The sequence below is a fragment of the Pseudomonas sp. GM79 genome (genome assembly GCF_000282495.1).
Classification (GTDB): domain Bacteria; phylum Pseudomonadota; class Gammaproteobacteria; order Pseudomonadales; family Pseudomonadaceae; genus Aquipseudomonas.
In genome coordinates this window covers 225,635-240,786 of the sequence record NZ_AKJE01000076.1, presented here as the reverse complement: position 1 = coordinate 240,786, position 15,152 = coordinate 225,635, and the positions used below count along the sequence as shown (strand labels likewise).

General features: G+C 60.3%; 13 protein-coding genes and 1 pseudogene. 4 read left to right on the top strand and 10 right to left on the bottom strand.

What is annotated here, in order from left to right; all coding sequences use genetic code 11:
- Nucleotides 1-7: 7 nt before the first annotated feature.
- The 4 genes from PMI36_RS09340 to PMI36_RS09355 are packed head-to-tail and all read right to left on the bottom strand — an operon-like array spanning nt 8 to nt 4,181.
- Entirely contained in the window at nt 8-463 is a 456-nt protein-coding gene (locus PMI36_RS09340) for a hypothetical protein (RefSeq protein WP_008073631.1), read from the bottom strand.
- Nucleotides 453-1,763, bottom strand: coding sequence for a phosphatase PAP2/dual specificity phosphatase family protein (locus PMI36_RS09345; RefSeq protein ID WP_008073630.1), 1,311 nt, complete (start codon nt 1,761-1,763; stop codon nt 453-455). The genes PMI36_RS09340 and PMI36_RS09345 overlap by 11 nt, the downstream gene beginning before the upstream one ends.
- On the bottom strand, nt 1,760-3,517 hold the full coding sequence (locus PMI36_RS09350; protein ID WP_008073629.1) for a bifunctional alpha/beta hydrolase/class I SAM-dependent methyltransferase: 1,758 nt from the start codon (nt 3,515-3,517) through the stop codon (nt 1,760-1,762). The genes PMI36_RS09345 and PMI36_RS09350 overlap by 4 nt, the downstream gene beginning before the upstream one ends.
- A 40-nt stretch (nt 3,518-3,557) precedes the next feature.
- Nucleotides 3,558-4,181 carry a CDP-alcohol phosphatidyltransferase family protein gene (locus PMI36_RS09355; protein ID WP_008073628.1) on the bottom strand — a complete coding sequence of 208 codons (624 nt, stop codon included), beginning with the start codon at nt 4,179-4,181 and terminating at the stop codon, nt 3,558-3,560.
- Between the two features lie 159 nt (nt 4,182-4,340).
- On the opposite strand from PMI36_RS09355, the gene PMI36_RS09360 reads away from it, so the two are divergent.
- The 4 genes and pseudogenes from PMI36_RS09360 (at nt 4,341) to PMI36_RS09375 (ending at nt 7,950) form a co-directional block, all read left to right on the top strand.
- Nucleotides 4,341-5,243 (top strand): LysR family transcriptional regulator, encoded by a 903-nt coding sequence (locus PMI36_RS09360; protein WP_008073627.1) that lies wholly within the window; start codon nt 4,341-4,343, stop codon nt 5,241-5,243.
- Nucleotides 5,244-5,374: 131 nt separating this feature from the next.
- Nucleotides 5,375-6,001: a glutathione S-transferase family protein gene (locus PMI36_RS09365; protein ID WP_008073626.1), complete on the top strand. Its 627-nt coding sequence runs from the start codon at nt 5,375-5,377 to the stop codon at nt 5,999-6,001.
- A 63-nt stretch (nt 6,002-6,064) separates the two neighbouring features.
- Nucleotides 6,065-7,000 (top strand): annotated as a pseudogene (locus tag PMI36_RS09370) (pyridoxamine 5'-phosphate oxidase family protein); the annotation flags it as partial.
- 572 nt (nt 7,001-7,572) lie between these two features.
- Nucleotides 7,573-7,950, top strand: coding sequence for a DUF6124 family protein (locus tag PMI36_RS09375; protein ID WP_008073624.1), 378 nt, complete (start codon nt 7,573-7,575; stop codon nt 7,948-7,950).
- 99 nt (nt 7,951-8,049) lie between these two features.
- On the opposite strand, the gene PMI36_RS09380 is transcribed toward PMI36_RS09375, so the two are convergent.
- From PMI36_RS09380 to PMI36_RS09405, 6 genes are read right to left on the bottom strand one after another with little or no spacing between them, the layout of a single operon-like run.
- Nucleotides 8,050-9,180 carry a glycosyltransferase family 4 protein gene (locus PMI36_RS09380; protein WP_008073623.1) on the bottom strand — a complete coding sequence of 377 codons (1,131 nt, stop codon included), beginning with the start codon at nt 9,178-9,180 and terminating at the stop codon, nt 8,050-8,052.
- Complete coding sequence (locus PMI36_RS09385; RefSeq protein ID WP_008073622.1) at nt 9,181-10,311, bottom strand: glycosyltransferase family 4 protein; 1,131 nt, start codon at nt 10,309-10,311, stop codon at nt 9,181-9,183. It lies immediately after the preceding gene.
- Nucleotides 10,295-11,662, bottom strand: coding sequence for a glycosyltransferase family 4 protein (locus PMI36_RS09390; protein ID WP_008073621.1), 1,368 nt, complete (start codon nt 11,660-11,662; stop codon nt 10,295-10,297). Before PMI36_RS09390 ends, PMI36_RS09385 begins: the two co-directional genes overlap by 17 nt.
- Nucleotides 11,659-12,912 carry an ABC transporter ATP-binding protein gene (locus PMI36_RS09395; RefSeq protein ID WP_008073620.1) on the bottom strand — a complete coding sequence of 418 codons (1,254 nt, stop codon included), beginning with the start codon at nt 12,910-12,912 and terminating at the stop codon, nt 11,659-11,661. The genes PMI36_RS09390 and PMI36_RS09395 overlap by 4 nt, the downstream gene beginning before the upstream one ends.
- Nucleotides 12,912-13,709, bottom strand: a complete 798-nt coding sequence (locus PMI36_RS09400) for an ABC transporter permease (RefSeq protein WP_008073619.1) — start codon at nt 13,707-13,709, stop codon at nt 12,912-12,914. The genes PMI36_RS09395 and PMI36_RS09400 overlap by 1 nt, the downstream gene beginning before the upstream one ends.
- Nucleotides 13,710-15,152, bottom strand: a complete 1,443-nt coding sequence (locus PMI36_RS09405) for a mannose-1-phosphate guanylyltransferase/mannose-6-phosphate isomerase (protein ID WP_008073618.1) — start codon at nt 15,150-15,152, stop codon at nt 13,710-13,712. It lies immediately after the preceding gene.

Genomic DNA, 15,152 nt, shown 5'->3' with positions numbered 1-15,152 from the left:
GATTTCCTTATCCAGCGAAGGGCAGCCAAGGGCTGGCCAGGATGACCACCAAGGGTGGCAGCACTTGGACGGCCAGCAGGACAGCCTGTTTGCGCAGCAGTTTAAGCCCCCCGCGCTGACGTTCGGTCCAGGGCCGGCCGGCACGGTTGGCCGCTTGCAGGCCGAGGTTTTGCAGGGCCTGATCGAGGGCTTGAGTGCGGTCTGACAAAGCGTCAGCGTCGCGGGCCATCAGGGTAAACAGGTCAGCGTCGAAGGCCACCCGCAGCGCCCAGTATTTTTGCCATAGCCCGAGGATGATCAGCCAGGCGCTGAGGATCAAGAACGGCGCAGTCGGGGTGATCAGCAACAGTTGCAGCAGGCCGAACAACAGACCCAGCAAGGTCAGCCCTGTGGATAACTGATCGAGGGTGCGGCCCCGGCGCAGCAGGCTGGCGACCACGTTCAGTTCCATATCAACCGGCATAGGCGTTCTCCAGGGCTTGGCGATGGGCCGGATGGAGCACCACTTGCGGGCGTGCGGCCTGGATCATCGCCACGGCGGCATCGACAGTGGCCGCTCGACCGCTGTGCAGCAACCAGGCCGCGATAGCGGTGGCGCTGCGTGAATAGCCCAAAGCGCAGCAGACCAGCAATGGACCTTGCTGGCGCAGGTGTTCAATGGCCTGGGCGGCGGCGAGACATTGCTCAGCGCTGGGCGCGGTCAGGTCGAGTATCGGAACGCTTTGATAGGCGCGGCCTCTCGGGTTGAGCGGCAGCTCAGCGCATAGATCGACCACAGCTTTGAACGGCGCCAATTGCTCAGCGTCGGGAAGCCTGCCGAGCCAAACGTTATCCACAACCTCATTGGGCTGTGGATGTTTGCGGGTCCAAAGTCGTGAGTTGATCCACGCCGCTGCCACGTAGGGCGCAAATAACCAACGGGCGGCCGGGCTAAGGCGGCCGTCGGCGCGTTTCTGAAACCCGGCGGCGTCCAGCAGCATGTAGTTGAGCGCCACCAACAGCAATGCCACGGCGGGCCATATCAGCCACAGCCATCCGCCGCCCAGGCCAAAGGCTGGAAGGGCGAATATCGCCGCGCCTACGCCATAACGCAGGGCCAGGCGCCAGCGTTTCGGGTCCTCGGCCAACCGCAGGCTACTCAAGGGGCTGGGCCGATCCAGTGGCCACAACCACACGCACAGCCAGCCGGCGAGGGCGCCTGTGGGTAAGTCGATAAAGTGATGTTGATAAGTGGTCAGCACCGAAATCCCGATCAATGCGAACCAACCGTGCACCAGCCAGCGCCACAGCCCTTGAGAGTGCCGTTGGTACATCACCCACAAAATCACCAGCAGGGCGATGTGCAGCGATGGCGCCTGATTGAACGGCTTGTCGAACCCGGCCAGCACCGCGAACAGCCAGCCGAACACTCCATCCAGTTCAGGCCGTTCGAAGGTGAAGCGCAGCGGCCATAACAGGAAACAACTGATAGAGATCACTTGAGCACTCAGCAGGCGCAAGGCGTGGCGCTTGAGCTCATGGCGACTATCGGGTAGCAGCAGCGAAAAACCGTACAGCAGATCTATCGTCCAGTAGGGGACGATGGTCCAGGCCCAGAAGGGCATGGCGCTTTCCCAATCGAAAACGAAGGTGGCGACATCGCTGCGCTGGGCCGTGACCCATGTGGCAAAGCCGTAGCTGGCGAAAAACAGCGGTGCCAGCACCAGCAACCAGAGCACGGCGGGTTTCAGCAAACCCGGCTCTCTCGGGGCAGCGCCCATCATTGCACCCGTTGCGCGAGGGACACGGTGAAGATCCCCCATTCATCCACTCGCTGGGTGATTTTGCGAAAACCCGCTGCTTCCACCAGTTGATCCATTTCCGCCTGGCTGCGCCGACGCATCACCCACGCCTGGCCTTGACGGTGGCTGGTGAGGGCGCGGGCGATCAGTTCCAGCTGCGGGTGCCAGGGTTGACCGGTGTAGACCAGATAGCCACCGGGCTCCACGGCCTCGGCCAGGCCCGCCAGAGAGCCGCCGACCAGTGCATTGTCGGCAAACAGTTCATACAACCCGGACACCACCGCCAGTGTCGGCTTTGGCTCCAGTGCCGCCAGGTCGGCGCGGTCGAACGCGTCGCCTTTCACGAACTGCGCGATGTCCCCAAGGCCCTTATCGCGAATCAGCGCACCACCGTCACGTACATTGATGTCGCTGTAATCGCGCAACAGTATCGATTCCGGTAGCGGGCTGACGCCTTGCAAGGCTTCGAGAATGTAGCGGCCGTGACCGGCGGCGATGTCGACGATGCGCACCGGTCGGCCTTCTTCGCGCAGCTTGGCCATGGTCAGGCGCAGCAACTCTTCGACGTTGAGTTTGCGCTGGCGAATGCCGCGCCAGCCGATGGAATTCAGGTAGTTCTGATCAATCATCCGCCCAAGCCCGCCCTTGCCGGTGGGCTGGTTGCGGTACACGTAGTCCAGGGTGCTGCCGGAGTCGAAACCGGTGTCGAAGCCCAGTTTCACTCCATCTGACAGTCGGCTGCCCAAGCGCATGCTGGCGCGGGTCATGCGCCAGTACAGGTCACGCAACGAGTTGTGCGGCAGCGGAGCGGCGAGGGATTCGGATTCGGCGCAGGTCAGGCCGATCTTGTCGGCATCGAGCAGCGAGGCCCGGTCCAGCGGGTATTCAAAGTTTTGCAGGATAAAGCGTTTGGCACTGGCTACGGCCACGGCGCGATCACGTTCCCCAAGCGTGTCGTGGAAGAAGCCCGGGAGGATGTGTTTTTCCTTTTTCAGGCTGCCCAGACGTTCGAAAAACTGTTCCTGGGGTTTGCGGTGGACCACAAAATCCGAGCCGGAAATCAGCAGCTGGGTCGGCACTTGAATCGCCTGCGCATCGGCCACCACACGGTCAGCGGCTTCATACAAGCCGAGCAGCACATTCACCGAAATCGCCTTGGTGATCAGCGGATCGCTGTCGTAGGAGGCGACGCGCTCCGGGTCGTGACTGAGAAACTTGGCTTTTACGTAGCTGTTGACGAAAAAGTTGCCGCGAAACTTGCGCATCAGTGCCAGGCCCGGACGGGCGAAAGGGACGTAGAGCTTGACCTTGAATGCGGGTGACGCGAGCACCAACGAACGGATGCGCGGTGCATAGTCGTGGACCCAGGTCGAGGCAATCACCGCGCCGACGCTCTGGGCGATCACGGCCATGTTCTCTTCGTCGATCTGATGGGTCGCGTTCAGGTGATCGCAAAAGGTCTGCACGTCCCGCACGCTGGTGGCGAAACTCGGGCTGTCGCCGCGAGCGCCCGGCGACTGACCATGGCCGCGCGCGTCCCAGGCAAAGAAGTCGAACGCTGGCAGGTCCAGTTCATCCACCAGGTGAGCGATACGCCCCGAGTGTTCATGGCCGCGATGAAACAGCAGCACTGCCTTGCGCGGTTCGCCCGAATTATCCGCCGTGGCCGGCCAATGGCGGTAGAACAGTTCAACGCCGTCGTGGGTAGTGAAGGTCTTATTCTGAGTTTCACGCATTGCACTTTCCTTATGCTTGGGGAGCCTTACGCTGAGGGCCTTATGCCGAGGGAGCGTTTTCCTGCACTTCTTTCAGGCCCAGACGGACCCGGTTGACCAAGGTGTAAGCCAGCAGGACGGCGACCACCGCAAACACAACGTTAATCCACAACGCGTTGATCCAGCCGATGGCAATGCCGGTGGCCAAGACGCCCAGTACAAACGCGCGATCGCTCTTGCCCATCGGGCCGTCATAACGCCGCGATGCGCCGACCATCGGCCCGAGGACGCCACTGTACTCGCTGAACAATGCCAGCAGCGTGACCAACAGCACAATCAACACACTCACGTCGGGAATCAGGGCGAAAGGCAGGATCAGCGCGCTGTCGGCAACGATATCGCACAGTTCATTAAGGTAGGCGCCGAGGCGCGACTGCTGGCCGAATTCCCGGGCCAGCATGCCGTCGATGGCGTTCAGCGCCATCCGCAGGATCATCCACACGGGAATCAGCAGAAATACCCACAGGTGATTGGCGAAACAGGCAATCGCGACGCCCGTCACGACCGAAATGACGCCGGCCAGCACGGTGATTTGATTGGCGGTGGTGCCGTTATCGAACAATCGCTGCACCAGCGGTCGCAACAGATTCTGGAAGGCAGGTTTAAGTTGGTAGATGGAGGGCATCTGGATACGGTCTCAGCAATTGAAAGCGTGAACGTTCAGGTTTATACGTCACAATAATCAGAATGCCAGTAAAACTGCACGGCTCATCCTCTTCCAGCGATATCCAGGTCCAATCGGGAACTGTCGGCCTCGCGTTTTTCAGTGCTCAGGAGTTAATCCATGGACCGCTTCCAGGAAATGCAAGTCTTCGCCACCGTCGCCCAGGAACAAGGCTTCTCGGCGGCGGCGCGGCGTTTGGGGATGTCGGCGGCCAGTGTCACCCGCGCCGTGGCGGCACTGGAGAAGCGCATTGGCACCCAATTGCTGACACGTACCACCCGCAGCGTGCATTTGAGCGAGGCGGGTCAGCGTTATCTGGAGGATTGTCGGAGAATTCTCACCGAGGTGCAGGAAGCAGAGGATTCGGCGGCCGGGAGCCACGCCCAACCCCGTGGGCAACTGACGATCACGGCGCCGGTGTTGTTCGGTGATTTGTTCGTTACGCCGGTCATGGTCGGTTACTTGTCTCAATTTCCTGAAGTCAGCATCAACGCTCTACTGGTCGACCGGGTGGTGAGCATGGTCGAGGAGGGCATCGATGTGGCTGTGCGCATCGGTGAGTTGCCTGACAGCAATCAACATGCAATTCGCGTGGGCGAAGTGCGGCGGGTGATCTGCGCGTCCCCTGGATTCCTGACCGACCATGGTCGGCCCCGCCATCCTGCAGATTTGAGCACAGCCCCGATCATCGCCACCTCGTCTATCGGTCAGCACAGAAGCTGGCCGTTCATTGATGCGGGAGAGCCGATCAGCATTCGTCTGGAACCGCGTCTTGTGGTCACCGCCAATCAGGCGGCTATCACGGCTGCCGCCATGGGGCTGGGACTGACTCGAGTGCTGTCGTATCAAGTGGCGAGCAAAGTCGCGGCCGGTGAGCTGGAAATTGTTCTGGCTGACTTCGAACTGCCGCCATTGCCCATTCATGTGGTCTACCAGGGTGGGCGCAAGGCCCCGGTGCGGGTCCGTAGTTTTGTGGACTTCGCGGTGAACGTCCTGCGCGAACACCCAGCCCTGCTTGGCTGAAGGGTTATTGCACTGGCTGAAATAATGGATTGCGTTTGCTGGTTATTCTGTTGTTTTGGTTGCGGATGGAAGATAGCCCCCTATCGGCGCTGATCTTTCCTGGACGGCGCCACCACCCAGCGGAGTCGACCATGCAAGCAATCAAACTCTACAACTTTCCCCGCTCTGGCCACGCTCACCGTGTAGAGCTGATGCTGTCTTTGTTGCAACTGCCGACCGAGCTGATCTTCGTCGATTTGGCCAAGGGCGCCCACAAGCAAGCGGATTTTCTGGCGCTCAACCCGTTTGGGCAAGTGCCGGTGATTGATGATCAAGGCGTGGTGCTGGCTGATTCCAATGCGATCCTGGTCTACCTTGCGCTGAAATACGGCAACGGTCGCTGGCTGCCAACCGACCCGGTCGGTGCGGCCAAGGTTCAGCGCTGGTTGTCGGTCGCCGCCGGGCCGATTGCCTTCGGCCCGGGCAGGGCAAGGCTGATCACCGTATTTGGTGCGCCTTACAACGCGCAAGAGGTGATCGCTTACGCCCACAGCTGGCTCAAAGTAATCGATCAGGAACTGGGCGCAACGGCCTATCTGGCCGGTGGCGAGCCGACCATCGCCGACATCGCCGCGTACAGCTACATCGCCCATGCTCCGGAAGGCAATGTGTCGCTGGATGACTACCCCAACATTCGGGCCTGGCTGGCACGGGTTGAAGTCTTGCCAGGGTTTGTCGGCATGCCACGCACCGTGGCCGGTTTGCAAAAAACTGCCTGATGTTCACAGCCCGCCTCAGTCGGGCTGTTCTTGTTGCGCGATGAGCGCAGGGGAGAAGCCGTTATGGAACGTTCACCTTGGCACGCAGGCGAGACACAGTTGCAGGCTCACGTGGGTGTCGCCGAGCGAATGGAGGAGTTAGGTCGTAGGGTGATTCGCAGCGAGATGCCGGATCAGCACCGCACCTTCTATCAGCAACTGCCGTTCATGCTGTACGGCGCGGTGGATGCTGACGGCAACGCTTGGGCCAGCATTCTGGAAGGGGCGCCAGGTTTTGCCCATTCTCCAGAGCCTGCGCTGTTGCAGTTTGGCAGCCTGCCTGGCCACGACGACCCTGCGCAATTGCAAGAGGGAGCGGCGATCGGTCTGCTCGGTATTGAGCTGCACACCCGACGTCGCAACCGTCTCAATGGCCGAGTTGGCGCTGTGACAACGAGCGGCTTCGAGGTGACGGTGCAGCAATCTTTCGGTAATTGCCCGAAATACATTCAATTGCGCCAATTTCGCTCGGTGCCCTTGGCGGATCCGGCGACCCGTGTCGCGCAGCACCTCAACGGGCTGGATGACGCGGCCAAAGCCATGATTGCCGGCGCCGATACCTTCTTTGTCGCCAGTTATGTGGACGTCGATGGCCAACGCTCGGTGGACGTTTCTCACCGGGGTGGGCAGGCCGGTTTCGTCCAGGTAGAGGGCAATCGCCTGACTATCCCGGACTTCGCCGGCAATCTGTTCTTCAATACGTTGGGCAATCTGCTGATCAATCCTCGAGCCGGTTTGCTGTTCATCGATTTCGATTCCGGTGACTTGCTGCACCTCAGCGGTCGCACGCAAATCATCCTCGAAGGCCCGCAAGTCGAAGCCTTTCAAGGGGCCGAGCGGTTGTGGACATTCGAGGTGGAGCACGTGGTGCGACGGCCCGCGGCACTGGCCTTGCGCTGGCGCTTTGACGGCGTGTCACCCACCAGTTTGCTGACCGGGACCTGGGCGCAGGCGAATGCATCCGCAAAACCCGGTTGATCAGCGGTCAGGTGAGTTATCCACAGCCGCCGGCGGCAGGACTGGATAACGGACAGATGCTGATTTTTTGCGCGATTCCGGCTCAGGGTTTGCAGCGTTGGTGTTGGATCTGTAATTGAACCAGACAACAGAGAAAATCCCCTGTGGGAGCGGGCTTGATCGCGAAAGTGGTGTGTCAGACAACTTCCATGTTGAATGTTAAACAGCCTTCGCGAGCAAGCCCGCTCCCACATTTGATCTCGGCTGGCCTGAAAACAATTGCGAATATCCTACAGATTTGGCTGTTCTGAAGGACGATTCCGACACGTTCTAGCGGTTGTCGTGTCAGAAGTCGGAGGGATAGGCTTTGGGGGTCGCTGCAAATTCAGTGATCGGGTTTGGTCGCCCAGGTTTAGAATGGCGCACTTTTATGCTTGCTTCATGGCGAGCTGTGCGTGGGAGGGCTTAGGCCCTGCCGGGTTTCCATTCCCTGGTCGACCAACCCGCGTACGGTTCGCCACCTTTCTGCTTGGTCGCAGTGTTGGCGAACTCCAGTCCTCGAATGGAGTTTCACCATGTTCAAAGCAACACCAAATCCCCCTGAAACCGACGACGTTTCCCCCTACGAATCCCTCGATTCCAAAAAACTCAACGAAGCCGCTAACCGCGCGCTCGATCACTACCTCAACCCCTCAGCCCTCAAATCCCCCATGGCCCGCAAACCGAGCACGATGTACATGGTTGCGCCGGATATCAAAGACGAAGACCTGTTGGCCCACACCTGTGAATCGTTGGCCCAGGCCAGTGTGATGGCGAGTGATTTTGCGGGGTATCTGGAAGGGCCACATCGGTATACGGCGATGGCGATTCAACAGATCGTCATGCTGGCAGAACTGGCGGTGAACCGGATGCTGGATAACGTTGCCGTACCAAAACCTGCGCCACACAGCTGATTTAATGTGGGAGCGGGCTTGCTCGCGAAAGCGGAGTGTCAGACAACACAAGTGTTGAATGATAAATCGCTTTCGCGAGCAAGCCCGCTCCCACATGAGTTAGGCGTAGGACAGGGATTTTTCTTCCAGTAGTTCTTCGTATAACGTCGTCCACTTGCGACCCATTTCTTCCGCCGTGAACAACTGCCGATAACGCGCCTCTGCCTTCACGCCCATTTCGGCTGCAAGCGTCGGGTTTTCCCAGAGTGTGCGCATGGCTTCACGGAACGCTTGTGGATGACTCGGCGGCACCACCAGCCCGGTTTCGTTGTGGATGTTGATGTAGCTGGTGCCGGTGCCGATTTCGCTGGAGATCATCGGTTTGCCGTACATCGCGCCTTCGAGCAGCGAGATGCCGAACGCTTCGGAGCGCAGGTGCGAAGGAAATACGATCGCGTAACTCAGTTGCAGGAGCGCGACTTTGTCTTCGTCGCCAAGACGCCCCAGAAAGTGAATATTGCGCAAACCCAACGCTGCGGCCTGGGCGTGCAGTTCGGCTTCCAGCGGCCCGGCGCCAACAATCACCACCGGGTAATCCACGTCTTTCAAGGCGTCGAGCAGAATGTGCAGGCCTTTGTAATAGCGCATCACGCCCACAAACAGGAAAAACTTATCCCCAAGCTTTTGCCGCCAATGGTTCATGCGTTCGTTATCGGCCTGTGGATAACCTGCCTTGTTCAGGCCATAGGGAATGACGCGGGTCTTGTCCTGAAACTGCTGCAACACATCACTGGTGTGCAGATAGTTAGGGGAGGCGGCGACGATCCGGTCGGCGCTGGCAAGGAAGCGGTTCATCAGTGGCCGGTAAAGTTTGAGCAGGTGCTTCTGACGAATGATGTCCGAGTGGTAGGTCACTACGCTGGGTTTGTTCATGGCGCTGAAGAAATGCACCAGGTCCATGAACGGCCACGGGAAGTGGTAATTGACCACGTCCGCTTCAGCGGCCATTTCGCGAAATTGCTTGAAGACGCTGTAAGAAAAGCCTGTGGAAGCGAACTGAATGTCGAGTTTGGCCCGATGGACTTCGTGCTGACCGAGTTGCACCACCGGCGGTGTCGGATCGGCACTGAGGGTCAACACCTGACTTTCAATGCCATGCTGGGCGCCGCTTTCACATAACTGGAAGATGACTTGTTCGATCCCGCCGACCGAGTCAGGCAGGTACGTCTTGAAAAAATGAAGAACTCGCATTCAACCTCCCATGGCCTGGCGGTAGGCGCGGGCAGTGATCTTCGCGCAGCGCTCCCAGGAAAATAGCCTTGCCTGCTGCAATCCGGCTTTTCGGCATGCCTGCCAATGTGTTTGATCGTCGATCAGACGGCGCATGGCATCGCGCAAGCCGTCTGGATCGTCAGGTTCAATATAGTTGCCCGCAACGCCTGCGACTTCGGGCATGGCCGAACGTCGGGTCAGGATGACCGGCGTGCCGCTGGCCATGGCCTCCAGCACCGGTAGACCAAAGCCTTCATAGCGCGACGGGAAAATCAGCGCCCGGGCGCCTGCCAACAGCTGCGCGACCTGCTCGTCGGGCAGATAACCGAGCAAACACACATGACCATTGGCCAATGCCTGGCGCAGCTCATCGTTGAAGTGTTCGCGCTGCCAGCCGGCCATGCCCACGATCAACAACGGAAAGCGCTGACGCAATGCTTCCGGAAGTTGGGCGTGGGCGCGCAGGGCCAGCGTCAGGTTCTTGCGTGGCTCCAGGGTGCCTACGCAGAGAAAATAATCCCGCATCTCGACCCCGTGGGCCTTGAGCAACGTATCGATGGCCTCGGGTTCGCGTGGGTGGAAACGTGCCGCCACGCCCAGCGGGGCAACTACAAAACGCTCGGCCGGCAGTGCGAAACAGGCTTGAGCCTCGTCGGCAATGTACTGCGAGTCGGTGAGAATCAGCTGCGCCTGTTGCACGCCATCGGCCAGTCGCCGCTCGATTTCTCGCAGGCGTGCCGGGGGTTGTGTCTCGGGATAGTGCAGGTGTGTCAGGTCATGCAGGGTGATGACCGTCGGGCCGTCGAACGACAACGGCCACAGACTGGGTTCGTGATAAAGGTCGATCGCCTGCGCACGGCCTTGATCAAAGCGTTTCTGCGCCAGCCAGCGTCGAGCCTGATACGCCCCCGGTATCTGCCGCAGCAACGGCGTCAGTCGCGAGTAGCCCGGCATGGCGGCGTCAGGTAGCGAAGAACTCCAGCCCCAGCCATGGAACAGCGACAACTCGACATCGGGCTCACCGGCCAGGGCACTCACCAGTTCGGCGACGTAATGGCCGATACCGGTGCGTGGGGCCTGGAGAATTCGGGCATTAAGGGCAATTCGCATGTTGCCTCTCTTGCACGACGGGTGTTTCCACAAGGTTGCGCAGGGTTCGCTCGGCCAGTTGAGCACTGGCTTCACGCCAGCCAATCCAGCGCCAGTCCGCCACATCGCGGGCGGCCGGGAATTGTTTGCTGCTCTCGAATCGGGCAACCAGATCCGCCAGGTTTTGTGGTTCGGCCAGGTCGAAGTACGCCATGAACTCGCCGCCTATTTCGCGGAAGACCGGGATGTCACTGCCCATGGCCGGTAAACCGCGCTGCATGGCTTCTACCAGTGGCAGGCCGAAGCCTTCGACGTAGGACGGAAACACCAGTGCACTGGCGTGGGAATAGGCGTGTTCAAGGCTGGTGTCGCTCAGGTCGTTAAACATGAACAACCGCCTGTTCAGCTCCGGGTGATTGCGCACCCGGGCGAGCAGGGCATCGCATTTCCAGCCAATGCGCCCGGCGATGCACAGACGGGCAGTGGAGCCTGCGGCCCAGGCGAGTTCGAAGGCGTCCAGCAAGTAGTCGTGGTTCTTGCGCGGCTCGATGGTGCTGACCATCAGGAACACTGGTTCGGGGGTATCGAACAGCCGGGTCAGGCGTGTTTCGACAGCGGCGGTTTCTTCGCGCAGGTCCAGCTCCGAGCCCAGGTGAAAGTAGTCGAACCACAAGGTGTCGGCTTTGGCAGGACCGACGCGACGATGCAATTCATCGCGCACCTGATCGCGCACCGTGGCGGAAATCGCCACGTAGCCGTCGGCGGTTTTGGCGATCCAGTCGAACCACTCGTTGAAAATCTGCACCAGTCGCGTGTCGTAGAACTGCGGGTGGGTCAGGGGAATCAGGTCGTAGATCACCGAGACAATGCCCACGCCTTCGCGTTTGAGTTGTTCGGCCAACGGGAAGAAATCGGCGTGCCAGGACGAATCCAGCAACACGAGTTGATCGCCCGGTTGATGCTGCAGCGGCGAGCAACGTTTGGGCAGGTGATAGCGATTGATCTGATCAATCAGGCGCAGCGGTACGCTGAAACCCGCCAGCGCCGTGAGGCGGTAAGCCGCGTACAGCGCGCGCCGGGTCCATCGCGAGGTGCAGCGTTTGTCGAGGCGCTGGTGCAGTTGCCAGAAACGATGAGCCAATCGCTCCAGGCGCCCACCGAACTCCATCAGCCCGTTGAAAAAAGGGATGCCTGAAGGGCTCAGTTTCAGAACCCGGTAGAGCTTGCCCTTGAGCATCACCACCGGGATGCACTCAACGCCATCGACGCGTTCAGGCAACTGGTTGATGACGTTGCGCACCACCCGCTGAATGCCTGAGTTGACCTTGGGGTGCTGGAACACGTACGTGCATTCCACCAGGAGACGGGTCATGGCGTGTTCTCCGAAACAATCGATTCGGCTGCGCGAGTGATGGTGGTTTTCGCCGCCAGCCACGAACAGCCGACGAAGTCTTCGTGTCGGTTGTTGATCACATGGAACACCAGGCCGTAGTCGCGCCACTCGAAATTGCGGTCCAGGTGCGAGTCCAGTCGCGACAGGCTCAGGGCCACGGAATAATTGCCCTTGCCCAGGCCCATGACGAAGGCAAAGCGGTAGGTCAGCCGCTCGCCGGCCTGCAGATCGGTGAGGGCGAGGTCCTGACGATGGGTATTGATGCCGTACATGGCCTGGCCCAGGCGATCCTTGATCATGAAACCCAGCACCAGGCGTTCGATGTCCTGGCGCACTTCGACTTGCACCTCAAGCACGACCGGCTGGCCGACTTCGGCGGCATCGATGGCACGTTCGCGCTCATCGAGCATGCGCACGCTGAGGATCCCGGCTTCACCGGTGCCGGAAACGGTTTGCACCTGGCCGTCCGCGAGCATTTCCTGACGCACCGTCTGGCCTTCGCGCTCGGCGAGCAGGGCGTTGTAGTAGTCCATGACGGCTTCGGGCTTGCCGTGCATGGCCATGCGGCCGTTCTCCAGGAGAATCGCCGAGTCGCAGATCGACTGAATCGCCGAGCGGTCGTGGGACACGATCAGCAATGTGGTGCCGGCCCTGCGAAAGCTGCGGATGCGTTCGAAGCTCTTGTGCTGGAAGTAGGCGTCGCCCACCGACAGCGCTTCGTCGACGATCAGGATGTCCGGGCGCCGCGCGGTGGCCACGCTGAACGCCAGGCGCATCTGCATGCCGCTGGAGTAGGTGCGCACCGGGTGGTCGATGGCTTCGCCGATTTCCGCGAAATGTTCGATCTGTGGCATCAGGGCTTCGATTTCTTCGACCTGCATGCCCAGCAGTTGCCCGGCCATGATCGCGTTTTGTCGACCAGTGAACTCCGGGTGAAACCCCATGCCCAGTTCCAGCAGGGCGGCGACGCGACCTTCGAGCTGGATCTGCCCACAGGTGGGTTGGGTGGTGCCGGTGATCATCTTCAGCAAGGTACTTTTGCCGGCACCGTTGACCCCGACGATGCCCACCGCTTCACCGGGAGCAATTTCGAACGCTACGTCTTGCAGCACCCAGTGCTGGCGATGGCGGATGGGCGAAAACGGGATCAGCCACTCAGCCAGTCGGCTCCAGCGTGTGGGGTATTGCTTGTAGGCCTTGCCCAGGCCCGTCACGCGTATGTGTCCCATCAGAGTTCATCCACCATTTCGCCGACCCGCTGACGAAACAGTCGCAGCCCGATCACGCAGAACAACACACCGATCACGAAAATCGGCAGCAGCGCACTCCAGACCGGCCATTGGCCGTAGAGGAACAGGTTCTGGTAACTGCCCATCAGGTTCGTCAGCGGGTTGAGTTGCAACAGCCGCTGGACCCACTCGGGCAGGATGCTCAGCGGGTACACGATCGGTGTCAGCCAGAACCAGAATTGCAGGCAGATGGCGAAAAGTTGCCCGACATCGCGAAAGAACACATTCAACACGCCGAGGATCATCCCCAGACCGGCGCAGAACATGACTTGCAGCGCGATCAGCGGCAGCAACGCCAGCAGGGCCATGCCCGGCAAGCGCCCGGTGATCAGCAGAAAGCCCAGGAACAGCCCGATGATGATCGCGAAGTTGATGCCGGCATTGAACAGCACGATCACCGGCAGGCAGATTCTCGGGAAGCTGATTTTCTTCAGCAGGTTGGCGTTTTCCAGAAACATGTTCTGGCTACGCAGAGTGATTTCCGAGAACAGGCCCCAGGTCAGCAACCCGGCGCAGAGGTAGATGCTGTAGGCCATGCCGTCATCCACACCCGGCAAGCGTGCGCGCATGACGTGGGAAAAAATCACCGTGTAGACGACGATCATCGACAACGGGTTGAGTACGGTCCACAGGGCACCGAACAGCGAATTGCGATAACGCGCTTGAAACTCTCGCTTGACGCTACCGAGGATGAAACCTCGATAGCCCCACAGCGAGCGATACAGGGAAAGCAACATTCAAACCGTCCTGCCATATTGGTCTTCGAATCGAACGATATCGTCCTCCCCCAGGTATTCACCGCTTTGCACTTCGATGATGACCAGGTCGATCACGCCGGGGTTTTCCAGACGGTGCCTGTGCCCGGCGGCAATGAACGTCGACTCGTTCTTGGCCACCAGGTGCGACCCGGAACCGTTGTTGGTGACCTTGGCCATGCCTTCGACCACCACCCAGTGTTCGTTGCGGTGGTGGTGCATCTGCAACGACAACTTGGCCCCGGGTTTGACCACGATACGTTTGATCTTGAAGCGCGGACCTTCCTCGAGCACGGTGTAGGTGCCCCACGGTCGGCTGACTGTGCGGTGCAGGCGATAGGCTTCGTGTTTTTTGTCCTTGAGCTGCCGGGCTACCCGGCGCACATCCTGGGCGCGGTCGGCGTGGGCCACCAGCACTGCATCGGCAGTGTCAATGATGATCAAGTTATCCACACCCACTGCGGCGACCAACCGGTCTTCGCTCTGGACGAAGTTGTTGTGGCTGTCGATGAAGATCGCCTCGCCGCTGGCGCGATTGTTCTGCGCATCGGCCGGCACCAGTGCGGCCACGGCGCCCCAGGACCCGATGTCGCTCCAGTCGAAACTGGCCGGTACCACGACCACTTTGTCGGAGCGCTCCATCAGGGCGTAGTCGATGGAGATGTCGGTGATTTCGGCGAAGTGCGTTGGCGACAGTTCCTGTTGCAGGCAACCGCCGGTTTCCACCGGCGCACTGGCCGCCATGCAGGCCCGAGCCTGTTCCAGCAATGCGGGGGCGTGAAGGTGCAACTCGGCCAGCAGCGTGGCGATCGAGAAGCAGAACATCCCCGAATTCCACAGGAAGTTGCCGCTCTCCAGATAATGCGTGGCGGTTTGCAGGTCGGGTTTTTCGACGAAGCGCTGCACCTTGGCGGCGCCTTTGTCGTCCAGCGGGGCACCGGTTTCGATGTAGCCGAAGCCGGTTTCCGGGGCTGTCGGCACGACGCCGAACGTCACCAGGTGACCAGACTTGGCCAGCGCCACGGCATGCTCGACCGCGCTTTTCAAGGCGTCTTCGTTGAGAATCAGATGGTCGGCGGGCATAACCACCATGATCGCTTCATCGCCGTGCAGGGCTTGTAGCGAAAGGGCTGCCGCCGCAATGGCCGGGGCTGTGTTGCGACCCGTCGGCTCGAGCAGAAAATGCCCGCGATGGCGCTCCAGGCACGCCTCCTGATAGTGATCCTTGCTCTGGAAGTAATAGTCGCGGTTGGTCACCGTGACGATATCGCCCCAGCCATCGAGCAAGCCGGCCGCACGCCGATAGGTTTTACTCAGCAGCGACTGACCGTCGGGCAGGGTCATGAACGGCTTGGGATGGCCTTCGCGGGACACCGGCCACAACCGGGTGCCGGCACCGCCGGAGAGAATCACGGGAATCAGCAT

Excerpts from the sequence above, each read along its gene's own strand:
- PMI36_RS09340 (WP_008073631.1), bottom strand. The coding sequence starts at position 463 with ATGCCGGTTGATATGGAACTGAACGTGGTCGCCAGCCTGCTGCGCCGG.
- PMI36_RS09345 (WP_008073630.1), bottom strand. The coding sequence starts at position 1,763 with ATGATGGGCGCTGCCCCGAGAGAGCCGGGTTTGCTGAAACCCGCCGTG.
- PMI36_RS09350 (WP_008073629.1), bottom strand. The coding sequence starts at position 3,517 with ATGCGTGAAACTCAGAATAAGACCTTCACTACCCACGACGGCGTTGAA.
- PMI36_RS09355 (WP_008073628.1), bottom strand. The coding sequence starts at position 4,181 with ATGCCCTCCATCTACCAACTTAAACCTGCCTTCCAGAATCTGTTGCGA.
- PMI36_RS09360 (WP_008073627.1), top strand. The coding sequence starts at position 4,341 with ATGGACCGCTTCCAGGAAATGCAAGTCTTCGCCACCGTCGCCCAGGAA.
- PMI36_RS09365 (WP_008073626.1), top strand. The coding sequence starts at position 5,375 with ATGCAAGCAATCAAACTCTACAACTTTCCCCGCTCTGGCCACGCTCAC.
- PMI36_RS09375 (WP_008073624.1), top strand. The coding sequence starts at position 7,573 with ATGTTCAAAGCAACACCAAATCCCCCTGAAACCGACGACGTTTCCCCC.
- PMI36_RS09380 (WP_008073623.1), bottom strand. The coding sequence starts at position 9,180 with ATGCGAGTTCTTCATTTTTTCAAGACGTACCTGCCTGACTCGGTCGGC.
- PMI36_RS09385 (WP_008073622.1), bottom strand. The coding sequence starts at position 10,311 with ATGCGAATTGCCCTTAATGCCCGAATTCTCCAGGCCCCACGCACCGGT.
- PMI36_RS09390 (WP_008073621.1), bottom strand. The coding sequence starts at position 11,662 with ATGACCCGTCTCCTGGTGGAATGCACGTACGTGTTCCAGCACCCCAAG.
- PMI36_RS09395 (WP_008073620.1), bottom strand. The coding sequence starts at position 12,912 with ATGGGACACATACGCGTGACGGGCCTGGGCAAGGCCTACAAGCAATAC.
- PMI36_RS09400 (WP_008073619.1), bottom strand. The coding sequence starts at position 13,709 with ATGTTGCTTTCCCTGTATCGCTCGCTGTGGGGCTATCGAGGTTTCATC.
- PMI36_RS09405 (WP_008073618.1), bottom strand. The coding sequence starts at position 15,152 with ATGCTGATTCCCGTGATTCTCTCCGGCGGTGCCGGCACCCGGTTGTGG.